This is a genomic window from Allobosea sp. GW823-FHT01F03 (assembly GCF_058798075.1).
Window position 1 is genome coordinate 1,185,898 of sequence record NZ_CM179505.1, and the last position, 19,533, is coordinate 1,205,430.

Annotated in this window: 17 protein-coding genes; 14 read left to right on the forward strand and 3 right to left on the reverse strand. The window is 66.4% G+C overall.

Features of this window, described 5'->3' with window-relative positions; translation table 11 throughout:
- Positions 1 to 3: 3 nt before the first annotated feature.
- Positions 4 to 432: a RidA family protein gene (locus AC3RCC_RS05495; protein ID WP_492257847.1), complete on the reverse strand. Its 429-nt coding sequence runs from the start codon at positions 430 to 432 to the stop codon at positions 4 to 6.
- A 191-nt stretch (positions 433 to 623) separates the two neighbouring features.
- On the opposite strand from AC3RCC_RS05495, the gene AC3RCC_RS05500 reads away from it, so the two are divergent.
- The gene (locus AC3RCC_RS05500; RefSeq protein ID WP_492257848.1) at positions 624 to 1,307 is read left to right on the forward strand and encodes an AprI/Inh family metalloprotease inhibitor; all 684 of its coding nucleotides are present in this window, start codon (positions 624 to 626) and stop codon (positions 1,305 to 1,307) included.
- Positions 1,308 to 1,403: 96 nt separating this feature from the next.
- On the opposite strand, the gene AC3RCC_RS05505 is transcribed toward AC3RCC_RS05500, so the two are convergent.
- Positions 1,404 to 2,021: a GNAT family N-acetyltransferase gene (locus AC3RCC_RS05505; protein ID WP_452117266.1), complete on the reverse strand. Its 618-nt coding sequence runs from the start codon at positions 2,019 to 2,021 to the stop codon at positions 1,404 to 1,406.
- 302 nt (positions 2,022 to 2,323) lie between these two features.
- On the opposite strand from AC3RCC_RS05505, the gene zapE reads away from it, so the two are divergent.
- From zapE to lpdA, 8 genes are all read left to right on the forward strand, one after another.
- Positions 2,324 to 3,502, forward strand: coding sequence for a cell division protein ZapE (gene zapE / locus AC3RCC_RS05510; protein ID WP_291638090.1), 1,179 nt, complete (start codon positions 2,324 to 2,326; stop codon positions 3,500 to 3,502).
- A 2-nt stretch (positions 3,503 to 3,504) separates the two neighbouring features.
- The gene (locus tag AC3RCC_RS05515; RefSeq protein ID WP_291638089.1) at positions 3,505 to 4,104 is read left to right on the forward strand and encodes a TetR/AcrR family transcriptional regulator; all 600 of its coding nucleotides are present in this window, start codon (positions 3,505 to 3,507) and stop codon (positions 4,102 to 4,104) included.
- A 242-nt stretch (positions 4,105 to 4,346) separates the two neighbouring features.
- On the forward strand, positions 4,347 to 5,309 hold the full coding sequence (gene mdh, locus AC3RCC_RS05520) for a malate dehydrogenase (protein ID WP_291638088.1): 963 nt from the start codon (positions 4,347 to 4,349) through the stop codon (positions 5,307 to 5,309).
- A 117-nt stretch (positions 5,310 to 5,426) separates the two neighbouring features.
- Positions 5,427 to 6,623, forward strand: a complete 1,197-nt coding sequence (sucC, locus tag AC3RCC_RS05525; RefSeq protein ID WP_291638087.1) for an ADP-forming succinate--CoA ligase subunit beta — start codon at positions 5,427 to 5,429, stop codon at positions 6,621 to 6,623.
- Positions 6,624 to 6,632: 9 nt separating this feature from the next.
- On the forward strand, positions 6,633 to 7,517 hold the full coding sequence (gene sucD / locus AC3RCC_RS05530; RefSeq protein WP_291638086.1) for a succinate--CoA ligase subunit alpha: 885 nt from the start codon (positions 6,633 to 6,635) through the stop codon (positions 7,515 to 7,517).
- Between the two features lie 116 nt (positions 7,518 to 7,633).
- Entirely contained in the window at positions 7,634 to 10,591 is a 2,958-nt protein-coding gene (locus AC3RCC_RS05535; protein ID WP_291638085.1) for a 2-oxoglutarate dehydrogenase E1 component, read from the forward strand.
- 93 nt (positions 10,592 to 10,684) lie between these two features.
- On the forward strand, positions 10,685 to 11,911 hold the full coding sequence (gene odhB, locus AC3RCC_RS05540) for a 2-oxoglutarate dehydrogenase complex dihydrolipoyllysine-residue succinyltransferase (protein WP_492257849.1): 1,227 nt from the start codon (positions 10,685 to 10,687) through the stop codon (positions 11,909 to 11,911).
- A 118-nt stretch (positions 11,912 to 12,029) separates the two neighbouring features.
- Complete coding sequence (gene lpdA / locus AC3RCC_RS05545) at positions 12,030 to 13,430, forward strand: dihydrolipoyl dehydrogenase (protein WP_492257850.1); 1,401 nt, start codon at positions 12,030 to 12,032, stop codon at positions 13,428 to 13,430.
- A gap of 108 nt (positions 13,431 to 13,538) precedes the next feature.
- Here the strand turns inward: lpdA and folD are convergent, their stop codons facing one another.
- Positions 13,539 to 14,402, reverse strand: coding sequence for a bifunctional methylenetetrahydrofolate dehydrogenase/methenyltetrahydrofolate cyclohydrolase FolD (folD, locus tag AC3RCC_RS05550; RefSeq protein ID WP_492257851.1), 864 nt, complete (start codon positions 14,400 to 14,402; stop codon positions 13,539 to 13,541).
- Between the two features lie 121 nt (positions 14,403 to 14,523).
- On the opposite strand from folD, the gene AC3RCC_RS05555 reads away from it, so the two are divergent.
- The 5 genes from AC3RCC_RS05555 (at position 14,524) to AC3RCC_RS05575 (ending at position 19,469) form a co-directional block, all read left to right on the forward strand.
- Positions 14,524 to 15,192, forward strand: a complete 669-nt coding sequence (locus AC3RCC_RS05555; protein WP_291641361.1) for a GntR family transcriptional regulator — start codon at positions 14,524 to 14,526, stop codon at positions 15,190 to 15,192.
- 53 nt (positions 15,193 to 15,245) lie between these two features.
- Positions 15,246 to 16,241, forward strand: coding sequence for a TRAP transporter substrate-binding protein (locus AC3RCC_RS05560; RefSeq protein WP_291645802.1), 996 nt, complete (start codon positions 15,246 to 15,248; stop codon positions 16,239 to 16,241).
- Between the two features lie 240 nt (positions 16,242 to 16,481).
- The gene (locus AC3RCC_RS05565) at positions 16,482 to 16,994 is read left to right on the forward strand and encodes a TRAP transporter small permease (RefSeq protein ID WP_291641364.1); all 513 of its coding nucleotides are present in this window, start codon (positions 16,482 to 16,484) and stop codon (positions 16,992 to 16,994) included.
- 6 nt (positions 16,995 to 17,000) lie between these two features.
- On the forward strand, positions 17,001 to 18,275 hold the full coding sequence (locus AC3RCC_RS05570) for a TRAP transporter large permease (protein WP_291641367.1): 1,275 nt from the start codon (positions 17,001 to 17,003) through the stop codon (positions 18,273 to 18,275).
- Positions 18,276 to 18,287: 12 nt separating this feature from the next.
- The gene (locus AC3RCC_RS05575) at positions 18,288 to 19,469 is read left to right on the forward strand and encodes an enolase C-terminal domain-like protein (RefSeq protein ID WP_291641369.1); all 1,182 of its coding nucleotides are present in this window, start codon (positions 18,288 to 18,290) and stop codon (positions 19,467 to 19,469) included.
- The last annotated feature ends 64 nt before the right edge of the window (positions 19,470 to 19,533 follow it).

The following is a 19,533-nucleotide window of genomic DNA, read 5'->3' on the forward strand; positions in this document are numbered from 1 at the left end:
CCGTCAGAACTTCGGCGCGCTGGTGCTGCGCGCCGTCTTGCGCCGCTTTTCCGGTGCGGCGGCGACGACTTCGATCTCGACCTTGAACTCCGGCAAGGTGAAGCCGGAGACGATCATCAGCGTCGAGGCCGGCGGCGGCGTGCCGACATGGGCGTCGCGCGATTCCATATAGCCTTTCATATGGGCGCGATCGGTGACGTAGGCGTTGACCCGGACGATGTTCGCCAGGGTCATGCCGGCCTCGCCGAGGATCGCGGTGATGTTGGCAAAGCAGAGATCGGCCTGGTCGCGCGGGCTCTCGGGGATCGTGCCGTCGGCGGCGATGCCGAGCTGGCCGGAGCAGAACACCAGCCGCTGCCCGGCCGGCAGCTCGACGCCATGGCTGTAGCGGGCGAAGGGTGGGCGAATCGCGGCGGGGGTGAGCGGCTTCATCTTGTGGTCCCGTTTGTCGACTACAGCCGGTTCTGCCATGCCGCACCGGTCGGCGAAATGGCGGGATCGCTTGACCTGAGCTGCATTTACCGCCTTGAACTTGGTCATGGCGTGTTCAGGCGCCGCATTCACAATGCAGGGGAGGTCGGCCCGGCGATGGCGCCGCCGGCCGCGCGATTGAGATGATGAAGATGAAGCTGAACTATCTTCCTGCGACGCGTCTGCTGCGGCTGGCTGGCCTCGTTCCGCTGCTCGGGCTGGCGGCCTGTGCCGGTTCGCAGCGCTTTTCCGGCCCGGGCTCGGGTCCGGCGCGCGCGCCGGTCTATAGCGAGCCGCTCCAATCCGCGCCGCCGATCTCCTCGGCGCCGGTGATGTCCGAGCCGCTGCCGCCGCCGGGCGGCTACCCCGTCGCCTCCGCGCCCCCGGCCGGGGGTACCGGCCTGCCGCCGCCGAGTGATCCGTTCTTCGACCCCCAGGCCGCGCCGCAAGGCCAGCAGCCGGTCGAGCGCGTGACCGAGGCGCCGCAGCTGCGCGGCCAGGTCGCCAACGCCAATCCCAACCCAGCGCCGGCACCGGCTCGCAGCCCCGGCGCCTCGCGGGATGCCGTCGTCGGCAGCTGGACGGCGCAGGAGGCGACAGGAGGCTCCTGCCGGGTGCAGCTCTCGAGCGCGCCCTCGCTCGACCTCTACCGCGCCAGCGCCAATGGCTGCTCCAACCGCGAATTGCAGCAGGTCAATGCCTGGGATTACCGGGACGGGGAGGTCTATCTCTACCAGCGCGGCGGCTCGGTGGTGGCGCGGCTGCGCGTTTCCGGCGGCGGCGCAATGAACGGCGCCGTCACCAAATCGGGGGCGGCGCTCTCGCTCAATCGCTGAGTGTCGAACCGGGAAGCGGCTTCGCTTCCCGGACGAAGCCGCTGCTTTCACCGAGAGGCGGATCGCCGGCGGAAGTCCGGCGATCGCGTCCGGCCTTCAGTGAGGCCCGCCGGCTGTGCTGAAAAGCGCCGGCTGCCATAGCTTGCGCTGCAAGGCGAGCGACATCGCCGCGAAGCCCTGCGCATGGTTGAGCGCCTCGTCGAGCAAGGTGAACGGCGTCGGGGCGCCGGTGGCGATCCGGCATTCGACGTCATTGTAACCCGAGATCAGCTCGGCCTCGAACTTGCGGGCGAGATTGCGCATCGCGATGTTCTCGGGGAGATAGGTCATGTAGAGCGTCCGGATGCCGCGATTGCGGGCCGCGGTGATCAGGTGCCCGAACAGCGCCGCGCCGATGCCGCGCCGGCGCCAGTCCCTTTCGACGCTGAAGGCGGCTTCACCAGTCTGGACGACGAGTTCCTCAAGCCCGCGCAGTTCGGCGGCGCCACGGACTTCACCGGCCTCGACATAGGCATAGACCAGCCCGCCGATGCCGAAGGTGCTCTCGGCGTAGTCGGTGAGGAATTCGTCGTTGACCGCCGTGCCGAAGCGCTCGCGCCGCGAGGCGGCATCGAGGCGCAGGAGATGGGCGGTGAAGAGGTCGCGCTCGGTGGGCCAGAGACGCCTGACCTCGCCGTGCCTGGCTTTCGCGCCAGGTTTCATCGAACGATTCAATTGCAGCTCCTGATAAAGCGCTGTGACACGCTGCCGACCAGGAGGCGTATTCTTCCCTAACTCGGTCTTCAAAATGCGCTCGCGAGCGCCAATTGCAAGAGGGCTGATTGCGGCAAATTACCGCTAACGCTGCGATATTTGGACAGGTTTTCTCCAATCATACGCCAGCGCGCGGCAAATCTGTCCGGTGCAATCGCCGATCAGGCCGCGCCGTCGCCGTCTCCGGGCCATTGCCGGCCGGCGCTTGCGGGCGGGGCTGGCCTGCAATAACCCTCAGGCGCCTCGTCCCTTGCCTCCAGGTCATGTCCGCTACCCTTCCCGAACGCTATGCCGCCCTTGTCGCAACCGGCGCGATCGAACGCGATCCGGCGCAGGTCGCCGTGGTCAAGCGCCTGCAGGCGCTGACCGAGACGCTCGCCAGCCGTCAGCTTGCCAGGAAGAGCAGCGCGCTCGGCTGGCTGTTCGGCCGCAAGCAGCCGCCGCCGGAGAGCGTCAAGGGCCTCTACATCTGGGGCTCCGTCGGGCGCGGCAAGACCATGCTGATGGACATGTTCTACGAGGCGATGCCGCTGGCCTCGCGCCGGCGCGTGCATTTCCATGCTTTCATGGCCGATGTGCATGAGCGTATCCATGCCTATCGCCAGGATCTGAAAGCCGGCAAGGTCAAGGAGGCCGACCCGATCGGCCCGGTCGCCGCCGCGCTCGCCGCCGAGGCGACGCTGCTCTGCTTCGACGAGTTCACCGTCACCGACATCGCCGATGCGATGATCCTCGGCCGGCTGTTCACGGCGCTCTTCGCCGCGGGCGTCGTCGTGGTCGCGACCTCGAATGTCGAGCCGTCCCGGCTTTATGAGAACGGGCTCAACCGGGCGCTGTTCCTGCCCTTCATCGCCCTGCTGCAAGGCAAGGTCGAGGTCATCCGGCTCGACGCACGCACCGACTTCCGGCTCGAGAAGCTCGGCGGCGCACCGACCTATCACGTCCCGGCCGATGCGGCGGCGCGAGCCGCGCTCGACACGGCCTTCGCGCGCCTGTCCGGCGTCGCCCGGGGCGTGCCCGCGACGATCGCGATCAAGGGGCACGAGCTCAGGCTGCCGCAGGCGGCGGCCGGGGTGGCGCGGGCGAGCTTTTCCGATCTCTGCGCGCAGGCCTATGGCGCTTCCGACTATCTCGCTCTGGCCCAGGATTTCCATACGCTGGTGCTCGACGACATCCCGGTGATGGACATGGACCGGCGCAATGAGGCGAAGCGTTTCATCATTCTGATCGACACGCTCTATGAGAGCCATGTGAAGCTCGTCGCCTCGGCGGCTGCCGAGCCGACCGGGCTTTATGTCGCGCGTTCGGGACGCGAGGCCTTCGAGTTCGACCGCACCGTCTCGCGGCTGATCGAGATGCGCTCGGAGGAATATCTCGCCTTGCCGCATGGCCGCGCCGATTCCGCCGCCAGCGGCGAGACGACCGGGTTGGTGGAAACCTAGGCATGGGCACGCGCGAGCCGAGCGAGACCCGTATCCTCTCGGTCGCCAGCGAGCATCTGCGCCTGCACGGCCTGCGCCGCTTCACCGTCGTGGCGGTGGCGGAGGAGGCGGGCATGACCCATGCCAACGTCTATCGCTACTTCCCGTCGAAGACGGCGCTGATCGATGCGGTCGTCGATGCCTGGCTCAAGGCGACGGAGCGGCGCCTCGCCGACATCGCCGATGGTCCCGATCCGGCCGATGACAAGCTCGAACGGCTGATCCTGGCGCTGGCCAAGGCCAATCGCGACCTGCTGCACGAGGATCCTCATCTCTTCGCCGCCTTGTCGCAGGCGGTGGCGAAGCGCCATGCCATCAGCCGGCGCAACCGGTCCCGGGTCCGCGCCCTGTTCGACCGGGTGATCGACGAAGGCATCGCCGCCGGCGCCTTCGAGCCGCGCGACCGCGACCGGGCGATCGCCTTCGTGATCGACGCGACCCATCGTTTCATCCATCCGGCGGCGCTTGAACTGGAAGGCGATGTGCCGCAGGCTTCGGTCGATGCGCGGCTGGCGACGCTGATCAGGGTCGTGCTGCGGACTCTGGCGACCGGCGTGATCTAAAATCAGAGAAAAATGACATTTTTTGTAAAATGTCATTGTATTGTTCTCCGGTCGTGTCGAGGGGGCGTTCACGCCCTGGCACGGTAATTTGTTGATTTCCTTTGCTATTCGGCCCGAAATGGTTGATTTTGGCGCCGAAATTCACGGATTTGCCATAATTCGACGAGGGTTGAGCGTAAAGCCCGGTTGGGCCAAAGAACCCTCGATTTCCGGTTCACGTATCCAAGGACAAGGACTAGGCAATGGCCCGCAAGAAGATCGCCCTCATCGGCGCCGGACAGATCGGCGGCACCTTGGCTCACCTCGCCGGCCTGAAGGAGCTCGGTGACGTCGTCCTGTTCGACATCGCCGAAGGCACGCCGCAGGGCAAGGGTCTCGACATTGCCGAATCCGCCCCGGTCGACGGCTTCGATGCCGGCTACAAGGGCACCAACAGCTATGAGGACATCAAGGGCGCCGATGTGGTGATCGTCACCGCCGGCGTGCCGCGCAAGCCCGGCATGAGCCGCGACGACCTGATCGGCATCAACCTCAAGGTGATGAAGTCGGTCGGCGAGGGCATCAAGACCTACGCCCCCAAGGCCTTCGTGATCTGCATCACCAACCCGCTCGACGCGATGGTCTGGGCCCTGCAGAAGTTCTCGGGCGTCAAGCCCAACATGATCTGCGGCATGGCCGGCGTGCTCGATTCCGCCCGCTTCCGCCACTTCCTCGCCGATGAGTTCAAGGTCTCGGTCAAGGACGTCTCGGCCTTCGTGCTTGGCGGTCATGGCGACGACATGGTGCCGCTGGTCCGCTATTCCGGCGTCGCCGGCATCCCGCTGCCCGACCTCGTCAAGATGAAGTGGACGACGCAGGAGCGTCTCGACGCCATCGTCGAGCGCACCCGCAAGGGCGGCGGCGAGATCGTCAACCTGCTGAAGACCGGCTCGGCCTTCTACGCCCCGGCCGCCTCGGCGATCGCAATGGCCGAGAGCTATCTCAAGGATCAGAAGCGTGTCCTGCCGGCCGCCGCCGCGCTCAAGGGCCAGTATGGCGTCAAGGACATGTTCGTCGGCGTGCCGGTGGTGATCGGCGCCAAGGGCGTCGAGCGCGTCGTCAAGATCCGTCTCAACGGCGCCGAGAAGGAGATGCTGGCGAAGTCGATCGCGTCCGTGCAGGGCCTCATCGACGCCTGCAAGACCATCGATTCGTCACTGGCGTGAGATAGAGCCGGCGGCGAGGCCGCGAATGGCGGATGACAGGCTCGCCCTGCCGCCCGCCTCTCGGCCTTCCTCGCCCGCCATCTTTGCCATCGACCCCTTCCAGACAGGACATCAGGCATGAACATCCACGAATATCAGGGCAAGGCGGTCCTCAAGGAGTTCGGCGCGCCCGTCTCCGCCGGCTTCCCGGCGCTCACCGTGGCGGAAGCCGTCGCGGCGGCCAAGAAGCTGCCCGGCCCGCTCTATGTCGTGAAGAGCCAGATCCATGCCGGTGGCCGCGGCAAGGGCAAGTTCAAGGAACTGCCGGCTGACGCCAAGGGCGGCGTGCGCCTCGCCAAGTCGGTCGAAGAGGTCGAGGCCCATGCCAAGGAAATGCTCGGCAACACGCTGGTGACCGCGCAGACCGGCGAAGCAGGCAAGCAGGTCAACCGCCTCTATATCGAGGACGGCTCGGACATCGCCAAGGAGTTCTATCTCTCGGCGCTGGTCGACCGCGAGACCTCGCGCGTCGCCTTCGTGGTTTCGACCGAGGGCGGTATGGACATCGAGGCGGTCGCCCATGACACGCCCGAGAAGATCCTGACCTTCTCGGTCGACCCGGCGACCGGCATCATGCCGCATCATGGCCGCACCGTCGCCAAGGCGCTGGGCCTGTCCGGCGACCTCGCCAAGCAGGCGGGCACCGTGCTCAACCAGATCTATGCCGCCTTCGTCGCCAAGGACATGGCGATGCTCGAGATCAACCCGCTGATCGTCACGACGCAGGGGCAGATCAAGTGCCTCGACGCCAAGGTCTCGTTCGACTCGAACTCGCTCTACCGTCATCCCGAGCTGATGGAGCTGCGCGACGAGACCGAGGAGGACCCGAAGGAGATCGAGGCTTCCAAGTATGACCTCGCCTATATCGCGCTCGACGGCACGATCGGCTGCATGGTCAACGGCGCCGGCCTCGCCATGGCGACGCTCGACATCATCCAGCTCTATGGGGAGAGCCCTGCGAACTTCCTCGATGTCGGCGGCGGCGCTTCCGAAGAGAAGGTCACCGCGGCCTTCAAGATCATCACCGCCGACCCGAAGGTGAAGGGCATCCTGGTCAACATCTTCGGCGGCATCATGAAGTGCGACGTCATCGCGCGCGGCGTCATCGCCGCGGTCAAGGCGGTCGGCCTCGAGGTTCCGCTGGTGGTGCGTCTCGAGGGCACCAATGTCGAGGAAGGCAAGCAGATCATTCGCGATTCCGGGCTCAACGTCATCCCGGCTGATGATCTCGACGATGCGGCGCAGAAGATCGTGGCTGCGATCAAGAAGGCTTGAGGAAAACCGATGTCAATCCTGATCGACAAGAACACCAAGGTCATCTGCCAGGGCTTCACCGGCAAGAACGGCACCTTCCATTCCGAGCAGGCGATCGCCTACGGCACCAAGATGGTCGGCGGCACCTCGCCCGGTAAGGGTGGCAGCCTGCATCTCGGCCTGCCGGTCTTCGACACCGTCGCCGAGGCGCGCGACAAGACCGGCGCCGACGCCTCGGTCGTCTACGTGCCGCCCCCGGGCGCCGCGGACGCGATCTGCGAGGCGATCGACGCCGAGATCCCGCTGATCATCTGCATCACCGAGGGCATCCCGGTGCTCGACATGGTCCGCGTCAAGCGCTCGCTCTCGGGTTCGAAGTCGCGGCTGATCGGGCCGAACTGCCCGGGTGTCGTCACCGCCGGCGAGAGCAAGATCGGCATCATGCCGGCCAACATCTTCAAGCCGGGCTCGGTCGGCATCGTCTCGCGTTCGGGCACGCTGACCTATGAGGCGGTGTTCCAGACCACGAATGAGGGCCTCGGCCAGTCGACCGCGGTCGGCATCGGCGGCGACCCGGTCAAGGGCACCGAGTTCATCGACATGCTCGAAATGTTCCTCGCCGACCCCAAGACCGAGTCGATCGTGATGATCGGCGAGATCGGCGGCTCGGCCGAGGAAGACGCGGCGCAGTTCATCAAGGACGAGGCCCGCCGCGGCCGCAAGAAGCCGATGGTCGGCTTCATCGCCGGCCGCACGGCGCCTCCGGGCCGCCGCATGGGCCATGCCGGTGCGATCATCTCCGGCGGCAAGGGCGGCGCGGAAGACAAGATCGCCGCCATGGAAGCCGCCGGCATCCGGGTCTCGCCGTCGCCGGCGCGCCTTGGAAAGACCTTGGTGGACGTGTTGAAGGGCTGAGTGTCGCGATGAGCCGGCCGGGCAGGGGCCCGGCCGGCGCGTTGCGGCGCTGGAACGATCAGAGATGATCGGCTGCGGCCGATCCCGATGTGCTAGGCAGAAGAAGGCAGGACGACATGGCTCGCCAGGACATCAACGAGGCTCTCGCGCAGACGGGGTTCCTCTATGGCGGCAACGCGGCCTATATCGAGGACCTCTATGCCCGCTACCAGGCTGATCCCAAATCGGTCGACGAGCAGTGGCGGGGCTTCTTCGCCGGGCTGAACGACGAGCGCCAGGCGATCATCGACAACGCCAAGGGCGCCTCCTGGAAGCGCCCGAACTGGCCGATCCCGGCCGGCGGCGAGATCGTCTCGGCGCTCGACGGCAACTGGGCCGTGGTCGAGAAGGTGATCGGCGACAAGCTCGGCGCCAAGGCCAAGGCGGCCGGCACGACGCTTTCGGCTTCCGACGTCCAGCAGGCGACGCGCGATTCCGTGCGCGCCATCATGCTGATCCGCGCCTATCGCATGCGCGGCCATTTGCATGCCCAGCTCGACCCGCTGGGGATCGAGGGCATCAAGGATATCGAGGAGCTCTCGCCGGCCGCCTTCGGCTTCACCGAGGCCGATCTCGACCGCAAGATCTTCATCGATAACGTGCTCGGCCTGGAATTCGCCACCATCCGCGAGATGACGGCGATCCTGCAGCGGACCTATTGCGGCACGGTCGGCGTCGAGTTCATGCACATCTCCGACCCCGAGCAGAAGGCCTGGCTGCAGGAGCGCATCGAGGGGCCGGACAAGGAGATCGCCTTCACCCGCGAGGGCAAGCGCGCGATCCTGAACAAGCTCGTCGAGGCCGAGGGCTTCGAGAAGTTCCTCGATCTGAAGTTCACCGGCACCAAGCGCTTCGGCCTCGATGGCGGCGAGTCGCTGGTTCCGGCACTGGAGCAGATCATCAAGCGCGGCGGCGCGCTTGGCGTGCGCGACATCGTCTTCGGCATGGCTCATCGCGGCCGCCTCAACGTGCTGACCCAGGTGCTGGGCAAGCCGCATCGCGCGCTGTTCCACGAGTTCAAGGGCGGCTCCTTCGCGCCCGACGACGTCGAGGGTTCGGGCGACGTGAAGTACCATCTCGGTGCATCCTCGGACCGCGAATTCGACGGCAACAACGTCCACATCTCGCTGACCGCCAATCCCTCGCATCTCGAGATCGTCGACCCCGTGGTGCTCGGCAAGGTACGGGCCAAGCAGGACCAGTTCGGCGACATCGTCGAGCGTTCCAAGGTGCTGCCGCTGCTGATCCATGGCGACGCGGCCTTCGCCGGCCAGGGCGTCGTGGCCGAGTGCCTCGGCCTGTCGGGCCTCAAGGGCCACCGCACCGGCGGCTCGCTGCACTTCATCATCAACAACCAGATCGGCTTCACCACCTATCCGCGCTATTCGCGCTCCTCGCCCTATCCGTCCGATGTGGCGAAGATGGTCGAGGCCCCGGTCTTCCATGTGAACGGCGACGATCCGGAGGCGGTGGTCTTCGCCGCGAAGGTCGCGATCGAGTTCCGGCAGAAATTCCACAAGCCGGTCGTGATCGACATGTTCTGCTATCGCCGCTTCGGCCATAACGAGGGCGACGAGCCGGGCTTCACCCAGCCGCTGATGTACCGCAAGATCCGCGGCCACAAGTCGACGCTCGAGCTCTACAGCACCAAGCTCGAGGCCGAGGGCGTGATCCAGCCGGGCGAGCTCGACCAGATGCGCGCCGCCTGGAAGGACAAGCTTGAGGTCGAGTTCGACGCCGGCCAGTCCTTCAAGCCGAACAAGGCAGACTGGCTCGACGGCCGCTGGGCCGGCATGAAGGCGATGCGCGCCGACGAGGACGATCCGCGCCGCGGCGCGACCGGCGTTCCCGAGGCGGTGCTGAAGGAGATCACGCAGAAGATCACCGAGGTTCCCGCGGGCTTCAACGTCCACAAGACGATCCAGCGCTTCCTCGACAACCGCCGCAAGGCGGTCGAGAGCGGGCAGGGTATCGACTGGGCGACGGCGGAAGCGCTGGCCTTCGGCTCGCTGCTGCTCGACGGCAACCCGGTGCGTCTCTCCGGCCAGGATTGCGAGCGCGGCACCTTCTCGCAGCGCCATTCGGTGCTGATCGACCAGGAGACCGAGGCGCGCCACACCTCGCTGAACCATATCCGCGAGGGCCAGTCGCGCTACGAGGTCATCAACTCGATGCTCTCGGAAGAGGCGGTGCTCGGCTTCGAATACGGCTACACCCTGTCGGAGCCGAACGCGCTGACGATGTGGGAGGCGCAGTTCGGCGATTTCGCCAATGGCGCCCAGGTGGTGTTCGACCAGTTCATCTCCTCGGGCGAGCGCAAATGGCTGCGCATGTCGGGCCTGGTCTGCCTCCTGCCGCACGGCTATGAGGGCCAGGGTCCGGAGCATTCCTCCGCCCGTCTCGAGCGCTTCCTGCAGATGTGCGCCGAGGACAATATGCAGGTGGCGAACTGCTCGACGCCGGCGAGCTATTTCCACATCCTGCGCCGGCAGCTGAAGCGCGACTTCCGCAAGCCGCTGATCCTGATGACGCCGAAGTCGCTGCTGCGCCACAAGCGCTGCGTCTCGACGCTCGACGAACTGGCCGAGGGCTCGACCTTCCACCGCGTGCTGCACGACGATGCCGAGCGTGGCAACTCGACGACCAAACTGGTCAAGGACTCGAAGATCCGCCGGGTCGTGCTCTGCTCCGGCAAGGTCTATTTCGACCTGCTCGAGGAGCGCGAGAAGCGCGGCATCGACGACGTCTATCTGATGCGCGTCGAGCAGCTCTATCCGTTCCCGCTGAAGTCGCTGGCGCAGGAGCTGGCGCGCTTCAAGAGCGCCGACGTGGTCTGGTGCCAGGAGGAACCGAAGAATCAGGGTTCCTGGACCTTCGTCGAGCCCTATCTGGAATGGGTACTGGGCCATGCCGGCTCGAAGTCGAAGCGGCCGCGCTATGTCGGGCGCCCGGCCTCGGCCGCGACGGCGACCGGCCTGATGTCCAAGCATCTCGCCCAGCTCAACGCATTCCTGGATGAGGCCTTCGCGGCCTGATCCGCTCCGCTATCGCCGGAGCCCGAGACGCCCGAGAGCCTGCCCGGTTCTCGGCATCGGGTTCGAGACAAAGACATTGAGAAGAGGCCTGACATGGCGACCGAAATCCGCGTACCCACCCTCGGCGAGTCCGTTTCCGAGGCGACCATCGGCAAGTGGTTCAAGAAGCCCGGCGATGCGGTGAAGGCCGACGAGCCCCTGGTCGAGCTCGAAACCGACAAGGTGACGCTCGAGGTCAACGCGCCGACCGCCGGCGTGCTTGGCGAGATCGTCGCCAAGGAAGGCGAGACGGTCGGCGTCAACGCCCTGCTGGGGTCGATCACCGCCGGCGGCGCTGCCGCCGCTGCGGCGCCGAAGCCGGCTGCCGAAGCTGCCAAGCCGGCTGCTGCCGCGCCCGCGCCGGCCGCTTCGGGCGCCGCGACCAAGGCCGCCGATTCCGGCCCGGCCGTCGCCCGCCTCGCCGCGGAGAGCGGCGTCGATCCGTCGAGCGTCGCGGCCTCGGGCAAGGATGGCCGCGTCACCAAGGGCGACATGCTCGCGGCGATCGCGACCGCTCCGGCCGCCGCCGCGGCCCCGGCGCCTGTTGCGCAGGTCCGCGCTCCCTCGGCGCCGGACGATGCCTCGCGCGAAGAGCGCGTCAAGATGACCAAGCTGCGCCAGACCATCGCGCGCCGCCTGAAGGAAGCCCAGAACACCGCGGCGATGCTGACCACCTTCAACGAGGTGGACATGTCGGCGGTGATGGCGCTGCGCAACCAGTACAAGGACGTCTTCGAGAAGAAGCACGGCGTCAAGCTCGGCTTCATGGGCTTCTTCGTGAAGGCCTGCGTGCAGGCGCTGAAGGAAATCCCCTCGGTCAACGCCGAGATCGACGGCACCGATATCGTCTACAAGAACTACTACCATGTCGCGGTCGCCGTCGGCACCGATAAGGGCCTGGTGGTGCCGGTGGTGCGCGATGCCGACCAGCTCTCGATCGCCGGTGTCGAGAAGGAGATCGGCGTCCTCGGCAAGAAGGCGCGCGACGGCTCGCTCAAGATCGAGGACATGCAGGGCGGCACCTTCACGATCTCGAATGGTGGCGTCTACGGCTCGCTGATGTCGACGCCGATCCTGAACGCGCCGCAATCGGCGATCCTCGGCATGCACAAGATCCAGGAGCGGCCGATGGTGGTTGGCGGCCAGATCGTCGTGCGTCCGATGATGTATCTGGCGGTCTCCTATGACCACCGCATCATCGACGGCAAGGAGGCTGTGACCTTCCTGGTGCGCATCAAGGAGGCGCTGGAAGACCCGGCGCGCCTCGTCCTCGACCTCTGAGACCTGCCACACCGTCATGCCCGGGCTTGTCCCGGGCATCCACGACTTACCCTCCGACCCCAGAGACGTGGATGGTCGGGACAAGCCCGACCAAGACGGGCGTTGAGAGGCCTGAGCAATGTCCTACGATCTCGTCGTCATCGGAACCGGCCCCGGCGGCTATGTCTGCGCCATCCGCGCCGCCCAGCTCGGCCTCAAGGTCGCGGTGGTCGAGAAGCGCAAGAGCCATGGCGGCACCTGCCTGAATGTCGGCTGCATCCCCTCCAAGGCGCTGCTGCACGCCTCCGAGATGTTCTCCGAAGCCGGCCACACCTTCGCCAGCCTCGGCATCGATGTCGGCACGCCCAAGCTCGACCTGAAGCAGATGCTGGTCCACAAGCAGGAGACGGTCGACGCCAATGTCAACGGCGTCGCCTTCCTCCTGAAGAAGAACAAGATCGAGCCCTTCCACGGCACGGCCTCGATCCCGGCCGCCGGCAAGGTCGTGGTCACCGCCGAGGACGGCAAGACCCAGGAGCTGACGACCAAGAACATCGTCATCGCCACCGGCTCGGAATCGGCGCCGCTGCCCGGCGTCACCACCGATGAGAAGACCATCGTCACCTCGACCGGCGCGCTCGAGCTGACCGCTGTGCCGAAGGAACTCCTGGTCGTCGGCGCCGGCGTGATCGGGCTCGAGATCGGCTCGGTCTGGGCCCGTCTCGGCGCCAAGGTCACGGTGGTCGAGTATCTCGACCGCATCCTGCCCGGCATGGATGACGAGATCGCCAAGCAGTTCCAGCGCATTCTGCAGAAGCAGGGCTTCACCTTCCATCTCGGCTCGAAGGTCACCAAGGTCGAGACCGGCAAGAAGGGCGGCGCCACCGTCACGGTTGAGCCGGCCGCCGGCGGCGAGGCCAAGACGCTGAATGCCGACATCGTGCTGGTTGCGATCGGCCGCCGGCCGAACACGGACGGGCTCGGCCTCGACAAGGCCGGTGTCGCGACCGAGCGCGGCCGCGTCGTCATCGACGATCACTTCATGACCAATGTCGCCGGCATCTATGCGATCGGCGACGTCGTCCGCGGGCCGATGCTGGCGCACAAGGCCGAGGATGAGGGCGTCGCGGTCGCCGAGATCATCGCCGGCAAGCACGGCCATGTGAACTACGATGCGATTCCGGGCATCGTCTACACCGCCCCCGAAGTCGCCGCGCTCGGCAAAACCGAGGAGGAGCTGAAGGCTGCAGGCATCGCCTACAAGGTCGGCAAGTTCCCCTTCACCGCCAATGGCCGGGCCCGGGCCATGCGCCATACCGATGGTTTCGTGAAGGTGCTCGCCGATGCGACGACCGACAAGGTACTCGGCTGCCACATCATCGGCCCCCATGCCGGCGATCTGATCGCCGAGGTGACGGTGCTGATGGAGTTCGGCGGCTCGGCCGAGGACCTCGCCCGCACCTGCCATGCGCATCCGACGCTGGCCGAGGCGGTCAAGGAAGCGGCGCTCGCCGTCGACAAGCGCCCGATCCATATGTGATCGGCCTCGCTCGCCAAAGGAGCCCGGGCCTGTAGGCTTGCGCAGAACGAAAAACGCCCGGCGAAGAGCCGGGCGTCTTGCTTTCTGGGACGGTCGGAGCAGGGGCGCTTATGCGCCCCGCCGTGCGTGAAACGCCGTCAGCGTGTTCCTGAGCAGGCAGGCGATGGTCATCGGGCCGACACCGCCCGGGACCGGCGTGATCGCGCCTGCGATTTTCACCGCCTCGGCGAAGTCGACATCGCCGGTGAGCTTGCCGTCGGGCATCCGGTTGATGCCGACATCGATCACGGTGGCGCCGGGTTTGATCCAGTCGCCCTTGATCATCAGCGGACGGCCGACGGCGGCGACGACGATGTCGGCACGCTTCACCACGGCGGGCAGGTCGCGTGTGCGCGAATGCGCGATGGTCACGGTGCAGTCGGCCTGAAGCAGGAGCTGCGCGACCGGCCGGCCGACCAGCTCCGAACGGCCAATGACGACGGCCTCCAGCCCGGACAGCGACGGCAGGGTCTGCTTCAGCAGCAGCATGCTGCCGAGCGGGGTGCAGGGCACGAGGCCGTTCTTGCCGCCGGCGAGCAGGCCGGCATTGATCGGGTGCAGCCCGTCGACATCCTTGGCCGGGTCGATCGCGTCGATGATCCGGCCGGTGTCGATATGCTTGGGCAGAGGCAACTGGACCAGGATGCCGTCGACCGCAGCGTCAGCGTTCAGCGCCGCGATCTTGGCGAGGAGTTCGGCTTCGGTCGTCTCGGCGGGCAGGCGGTGTGCGACGGAGTTCATGCCGATCTCGGCGGCGAGCTTCTCCTTGGAGGCGACGTAGACGCGACTCGCCGGATCGTCGCCGACGAGGACGACGTGGAGGCCGGGCACCAGGCCCTTGGCCGCCTTGATGGCAGTGACCTCGCGACCGATCTCGGCCCGCAGCTCGGCTGCCGCCGCCTTGCCGTCGATGATGCGCGCTTGTCCCGGCATGTGCTCGTCCTTGCGTTCTCGCGAGCCGTTCTCATGCGCGATCGCTGCAGCGCAAACAAGGCCGCACGACCGGAAGGCCTTGACTTAGTTTGGTCTATGTCAAAATCATGCACGATCCATGATGCATGCCGAGCCCACATTCCGTAAGCCGTCTCGGGTCGTTCTGGCCGGGCAGGTCTATGAGCTGATCAAGGAACGCATTCTCGATCAGGCCTATGTGCCGGGGGAACGGCTCAATATCGACGCGCTGGTGCGCGAGTTCGCCGTCAGCTCCACACCGATCCGCGAGGCGCTGATGCGACTCGCCGCCGAGGGGCTGGTCCGCGCCGAGCCCTTCGTCGGTTTCGCGACAGCGCCGGTGCCGGACCAGCGCTATTACGAGGACGTCTACAGCTTTCGCGGCGTGATCGAGCCCTGGGCTGCGGCCGAGGCGGCGCGGCGCCGGCCGGCTCCCGAGGCGATCGCCGGGCTGCGCGACGCGGTCGCAGCGATGATGGCCGGGGAGCCTTCGCGCGAATACCGCAGCCATCGCGCTTTCACGGAAGCGGATGACCGCTTCCATCGCATCGTCCTGCAGCTGGCCGGCAACCAGGTCGCGCTGAAGAGCTATGACGACTTACGTTTCCATCTCCACATCTCGCGCCTCTACCTGACGCGCGAGCAGGATGTCGGTCCGACCCATCGCGAGCATCACGCCATCGTCGATGCGCTCGAGGCCGGCGATCCCGAAGCCGCCGCCGATGCGATGCGCCGGCATCTCCAGGGCTCCTATGAACGATTGATCAAATAGCCAACCGGCCGAGGCCGAAAACGGCCCGGCCTTCGACAGAGGGAGGAAAAGACATGCTGAAACGGATCGCCGCCGCCGCGCTGATCGCCGGAGGCTTCGTGGCGAGTGCGGCCCAGGCCCAGACGCTGCGCTTCGGCCACGCCAACACCACGAGCGAGATCGCCGGCGAACTCTTCGCCGAATTCGCCGACCGCGTGAACAAGGGCACCAAGGGCGCGGTCACCGTCCGCGTCTTCCCGGCCGAGCAACTCGGCAAGGAGATCGACCTGTTCAAGCAGGTCAAGGAAGGTGCGCTCGACATCTCGGCACCGTCCATGGCGGCGGCGTCCTCGCTCGTTCCGGCGCTCGAGATCCCGAGCGCGCCCTTCCTGTGGAAGGACTGGACCGAGGCCGAGGCGATCATCCGTTCCGACGCCTTCGACCCGATCTTCGACGAGCTGCGCGACAAGCACAATATCGTGCCGGTCAGCCGCATCTGGTACTGGGGCTGGCGCAACATGACGACGCTCGACCGGGCCGTGAAGAAGCCCGAGGACGTGCAGGGGCTGAAGATCCGTGTGCCGGAAAGCCCGGTCTGGGTCGAGATGATCAAGGCCTTCGGCGGCGCACCGACGCCCGTCCCGTTCGGCGAGGTCTACACCGCCCTGCAGCAGAAGACGGTCGACGGGCAGGAGAACCCGATCCCGACGATCTTCTCGCGCAAGTTCTACGAGGTGCAGGGCTATGTCGCGATGACCAAGCACATGCTCCAGAACAACATGATCGTCATCAACAAGGACAGCCTCGCCAAACTCAAGCCCGAGCATCGCGAGGTGCTGTTCGCGGAAGCCGCCCGCGCCTCGGCGATGAACACCTATCTGCAGCAGAAGCGCGAAGCCTCGATGCTGGAGGACATCCGCAAGTCCGGTCGTTCCAAGATCATCGAGGATGTCGACCGTGACGCCTTCGCGGCCAAGGCCAAGGTGGTGACGACGGCGATGGAAGGCCGCTGGGGCAAGCCCCAGGTCGAGCGGGTGCTGGCGGCGATCGAGGCCCAGCGCAAGCGCTAGTCCGGTGCCCGCCATCGGTGTGGCGGGCTGGGAAACCTGACGGTCAGTCCGGGCGGGGCATCGGCGCCGTGCCCGGAAACCAGGACCGATGCCGCCTCTGAATGGGGCGCATCGGCCATCCCGACTTTTCGACCAGACGCATCGGTTCCGGGTACGGGGCTTCGGCCTGCTCCGGAATGGCGCAGGAGGTTCCATGAAGGCCTTGCAGCAGCACCAGTCGACGGCGCCGAGTCCACAATGATGACCGGCTTCGATCTGATCCGGCGGCTCGACGACTGGTCGAGCCGCCTGGAGAACCTCGCACTCGCGGCCCTGCACGGCATCATCGCCGCGCTGGTCTGCGCGGCCGTGGTGTTCCGCTACGTCCTTAACGACCCGCTGACCTGGTCGGAGGAGCTGATCCTGCTGCTTTTCGGCTGGATGATCTTCCTCGGCCTCGCCAACGCCTTCCATGCCCGCACGCACATCATCATCGACGTCGTCGTGCTGTTCGCGCCGCGCTGGCTCTGCTTCGCCTTCGGCGTGCTCGCCTTGGCTGTCACGGCGGCGGTGCTCGGCGTGCTGACCTGGTATTCCTGGCTCTATCTGCAGCGCGAGATGCCCAACATCACCCCGATGCTCGGCATCTCCGCCGGCTGGGCGATCGCGCCGCTCTTCGTCGGCAGCCTGTTGTCGCTGCTGCATCTCCTACGCAACCTGATCGACGAGGGCGTCACCGGCGCGCTCTGGTCCGACATCACCACGCGCGAGTGACCCGCCATGGTGCTTGTCCTCCTCCTCACCTTCGCAGCGCTGCTCGTCGTCGGCACGCCGATCTGGGTCGCGATGGCGGGCTCGGCCCTGCTCGCCATCTTCATGGAAGGCGTGCCGCTGACGGTCGCCGCCCAGCGCATGGTTGCCGGGGTCCAGTCCTTCCCGCTGCTGGCGATACCGCTGTTCACGCTCGCGGGTTCGCTTATGAACGCGTCGGGGATTTCCGAGCGGCTGTTCAGCTTCACCAAGGCGCTGGTCGGCCATATCCGCGGCGGCCCGGCTCATACGCTCGTCGTCGGCGAGGTCTTCCTCTCCGGTATTTCCGGCTCGTCGGTGGCTGACACCGCCGCTGCGGCGCGGGTCTTCGTGCCGCAGCTCGAGAAGATGGGCTATCCGCGTGCCTTCGGCGCGGCGCTCTCGGCCGTCGCCGGCACGCTCGGGCCGATCATTCCGCCCTCGATCCTGATGGTGGTCTATGCCTGGCAGGCGAACGTCTCGCTCGGCCAGCTCTTCGTTGCCGGCATCATTCCCGGCCTCGTCATGGCCGGCTGTATCATGGGGACGATCGCGATCCAGGCGCTGCGGCGCGACTTCCGGCCGGCCGGCGCCTTCTCGCTCGCCACCCTGTGGAGCGAGTTCCGGCATGCCTCGCTGGCGCTCCTGATGCCGGTCCTGATCATCGTCGGCTTCCGCGCCGGGCTTTTCACCGCGACCGAGATCGCCGGCGTCGCCGCCGCCTATTCGCTGGTCGTCGGCATGTTCATCTATCGTTCGATCAGGCTCGCCGATCTCCCGGCGATCCTGGTCGGCACGGCGCGCGAGACGGCAGTGATCATCGCCATCGTCGCGGCCGCCTCGCCGTTCAGCTGGATCCTGGCGATCGAGCAGGCACCGCAGCTCGTCACCGACTTCATGACCTCGATCTCCACCGATCCGCTGGTCGTGCTGCTGATCCTGAACGTCGCCCTGCTGATCGCAGGCATGTTCATGGAGACGATCGCGATCATGATCATCCTGGTGCCGATCCTGCTGCCGCTGCTGACCTCGCTGCAGATCGACCTCGTGCATTTCGGGATCATCCTCCTGGTCAATCTGGTGATCGGCCAGGTCACACCGCCGGTCGGCGTGCTCTGCTTCGTCGCAATGGCGATCACCAGGGAGAAGCTCGGGCCGCTGATCCGCGAGCTCTGGCCTTTCCTGATCGCGCTCATCGTTGCGCTGGCGATCATCACCTATGTCCCGGCCCTGAGCCTCTGGCTCCCAAAGGTCGCCGGCTTCTGAAGAGGACCCTCCATGGCCACCATCACCGAAGTCGAGATCACCGAGTTCTCGTTCACCGCGCGGAATCTCGGGGTCTCCTCCGACAAGCTGCGGGCGATCTACAATATGGGCTACAAGCCCAATTCCTCGCTGGAGCTGACCAAGTTCGCCATCGTCATCCGCAGCGATGACGGGGCGCAGGGCGAATATGTCATGCACTGGGGCGGCAGCCGCTCGACCATGGCGCAGACGCTTTCGCTGGCGCCGAGCCTGCTCGGCCGCGATCCCGATCATCGCGAGCTGATCTGGAACGAGATGAAGCGAGAACTGCGCCAGCATGACGGCATGGGCATCGGTCCGATCGACATCGCGCTCTGGGATCTCGCCGGCAAGCGCTACGGCGCTTCGGTCTCGGCCCTGCTCGGCGGCTACCGCACACGGCTCAAATCCTATGCCTCGACCTATCACGGCGACCGCAATGGCGGACTCGACTCGCCGCAGGCCTTCGCCGACTTCGCCGAGCGCTGCTACGAGCTCGGCTACCGTGCCTACAAGGTGCATGGCTGGCACGAGGGCGACGCCAAGGAAGAGGCGCGCAACGTGCTCCATGTCGCCAAGGCCGTCGGCGACCGGATGACGTTGATGCTCGACCCCGCCAACGAGCTCAGAACCTTCGCCGACGCGCTCTATGTCGGGCGGGCCTGCGACGAGGCGAACTATTTCTGGTACGAGGACCCGATGCGCGATTGCGGCGTCTCGGCCTTCGCCCACAAGAAGCTGCGCGAGATGCTGAAGACACCGATCCTTCAGACCGAGTATCTGCGTGGCTTCGAGACCAAGGCCGACTTCCTGATCGCCGGCGGCACCGACATGCTGCGCTCCGACCCGGAATATGATCTCGGCATCACCGGAGCGATGAAGATCGCCCATCTCGCCGAGGCTTTCGGCGTCGATGTCGAGATCCACGCCTGCGGCCCGGCGCATCGTCACTGCATGGCGGCGACGCGCAACACCAATTTCTACGAGATCGCGCTGCTCGGCCCGGATTGTCCGAATGCGGTGCCGCCGGTCTATACCTGCGGCTATTCCGACCAGATCGACGCCGTCGACAAGGACGGCACGGTGCCGGTACCGACCGGGCCGGGACTCGGCGTCAGCTATGATTGGGACTACATCCGGGCCCACAAGACGGCGCAGCAGGTCTTCAGGCTCTGATCGCCCCGGGGCTCGACGAGCCGCTTGATCGCGGCGCGCCGAGCCCTCATCTTCGCGCCTCCCG

What these genes read in the sequence shown, in the direction of transcription:
- AC3RCC_RS05495 (WP_492257847.1), bottom strand. Translation starts at nt 432, where the DNA reads ATGAAGCCGCTCACCCCCGCCGCGATTCGCCCACCCTTCGCCCGCTAC.
- AC3RCC_RS05500 (WP_492257848.1), top strand. Translation starts at nt 624, where the DNA reads ATGAAGCTGAACTATCTTCCTGCGACGCGTCTGCTGCGGCTGGCTGGC.
- zapE (WP_291638090.1), top strand. Translation starts at nt 2,324, where the DNA reads ATGTCCGCTACCCTTCCCGAACGCTATGCCGCCCTTGTCGCAACCGGC.
- AC3RCC_RS05515 (WP_291638089.1), top strand. Translation starts at nt 3,505, where the DNA reads ATGGGCACGCGCGAGCCGAGCGAGACCCGTATCCTCTCGGTCGCCAGC.
- mdh (WP_291638088.1), top strand. Translation starts at nt 4,347, where the DNA reads ATGGCCCGCAAGAAGATCGCCCTCATCGGCGCCGGACAGATCGGCGGC.
- sucC (WP_291638087.1), top strand. Translation starts at nt 5,427, where the DNA reads ATGAACATCCACGAATATCAGGGCAAGGCGGTCCTCAAGGAGTTCGGC.
- sucD (WP_291638086.1), top strand. Translation starts at nt 6,633, where the DNA reads ATGTCAATCCTGATCGACAAGAACACCAAGGTCATCTGCCAGGGCTTC.
- AC3RCC_RS05535 (WP_291638085.1), top strand. Translation starts at nt 7,634, where the DNA reads ATGGCTCGCCAGGACATCAACGAGGCTCTCGCGCAGACGGGGTTCCTC.
- odhB (WP_492257849.1), top strand. Translation starts at nt 10,685, where the DNA reads ATGGCGACCGAAATCCGCGTACCCACCCTCGGCGAGTCCGTTTCCGAG.
- lpdA (WP_492257850.1), top strand. Translation starts at nt 12,030, where the DNA reads ATGTCCTACGATCTCGTCGTCATCGGAACCGGCCCCGGCGGCTATGTC.
- folD (WP_492257851.1), bottom strand. Translation starts at nt 14,402, where the DNA reads ATGCCGGGACAAGCGCGCATCATCGACGGCAAGGCGGCGGCAGCCGAG.
- AC3RCC_RS05555 (WP_291641361.1), top strand. Translation starts at nt 14,524, where the DNA reads ATGCATGCCGAGCCCACATTCCGTAAGCCGTCTCGGGTCGTTCTGGCC.
- AC3RCC_RS05560 (WP_291645802.1), top strand. Translation starts at nt 15,246, where the DNA reads ATGCTGAAACGGATCGCCGCCGCCGCGCTGATCGCCGGAGGCTTCGTG.
- AC3RCC_RS05565 (WP_291641364.1), top strand. Translation starts at nt 16,482, where the DNA reads ATGACCGGCTTCGATCTGATCCGGCGGCTCGACGACTGGTCGAGCCGC.
- AC3RCC_RS05570 (WP_291641367.1), top strand. Translation starts at nt 17,001, where the DNA reads ATGGTGCTTGTCCTCCTCCTCACCTTCGCAGCGCTGCTCGTCGTCGGC.
- AC3RCC_RS05575 (WP_291641369.1), top strand. Translation starts at nt 18,288, where the DNA reads ATGGCCACCATCACCGAAGTCGAGATCACCGAGTTCTCGTTCACCGCG.